This is a genomic window from Shinella sp. AETb1-6, assembly GCF_009826875.1.
GTDB classification, from domain to species: domain Bacteria; phylum Pseudomonadota; class Alphaproteobacteria; order Rhizobiales; family Rhizobiaceae; genus Shinella; species Shinella sumterensis.
Genome location: NZ_WUMM01000042.1, coordinates 1 through 809, shown reverse-complemented (window position 1 = coordinate 809; position 809 = coordinate 1). Strand labels below are relative to the sequence as shown.

1 protein-coding gene is annotated in these 809 nt (G+C 61.2%); it reads left to right on the top strand.

Translation table 11 applies throughout. The features are described from left to right. The first annotated feature begins 47 nt into the window (after positions 1–47). Positions 48–802 (top strand): IS5 family transposase gene (locus tag GR158_RS25050; RefSeq protein WP_160873056.1). Its coding sequence is split into 2 segments (ribosomal slippage): positions 48–381 and positions 381–802, totalling 756 coding nucleotides; the frame shifts between segments, so codons are not numbered across the junction. The last annotated feature ends 7 nt before the right edge of the window (positions 803–809 follow it).

Here is an 809-nt window from a genome sequence, read left to right as displayed (position 1 = left end):
TTAATTTCGTTTGAGATGTGCTTCACGGCCTCCAATAGGAGGCCTTGATGGGTGATTTGTTTCTGCTAAGCGAGCGCCAGATGGCGCGGATATCGCCGTTCTTTCCGCTGTCCCACGGAGTGCCGAGGGTCGATGACCGCCGGGTGGTGAGCGGCATCGTCTACGTTATTCGCAACGGTCTCCAGTGGAAGGACGCGCCGACTGGCTACGGTCCGCATAAGACGCTCTACAACCGCTTCATTCGCTGGAGCCGGCTCGGCGTCTTCGACCGGATCTTCGCCGTTCTCGCCGGCAAAGGGCCGAAACCCGAGCGTATCATGATCGACGCGACGCATCTCAAGGCTCACCGCACCGCGGCGAGCCTGCTCAAAAAGGGGATGTTCCCCGCCGTATCGGGCGAACAAAAGGCGGGTTGAACTCGAAGCTCCACACCGTTTGCGACGGTGACGGACGGCCGATCATCCTGCTCCTATCGGAAGGCCAGATGAGCGACCACAAAGGCGCCCGTCTCGTCCTCGACGCCTTGCCGCCGGCCTCTCATCTGATCGCCGACCGCGGCTACGACAGCGCCTGGTTGCGCCAGGAACTGGAAGCACGAGACATCGAGCCGTGCATCCCCTCGAGCCGAAGCCGCAAAGTCCCATACGCCTACGACACCGCCCTTTACCGTCAGCGCCACAAGGTCGAGAACCTGTTCGCAAAACTCAAGGACTGGCGCCGCATCGCAACTCGCTACGACCGATGCGCCCACACCTTCTTCTCGGCCATCTGCATCGCTGCAGCCGTCATTTTCTGGCTCTAACGAGTCC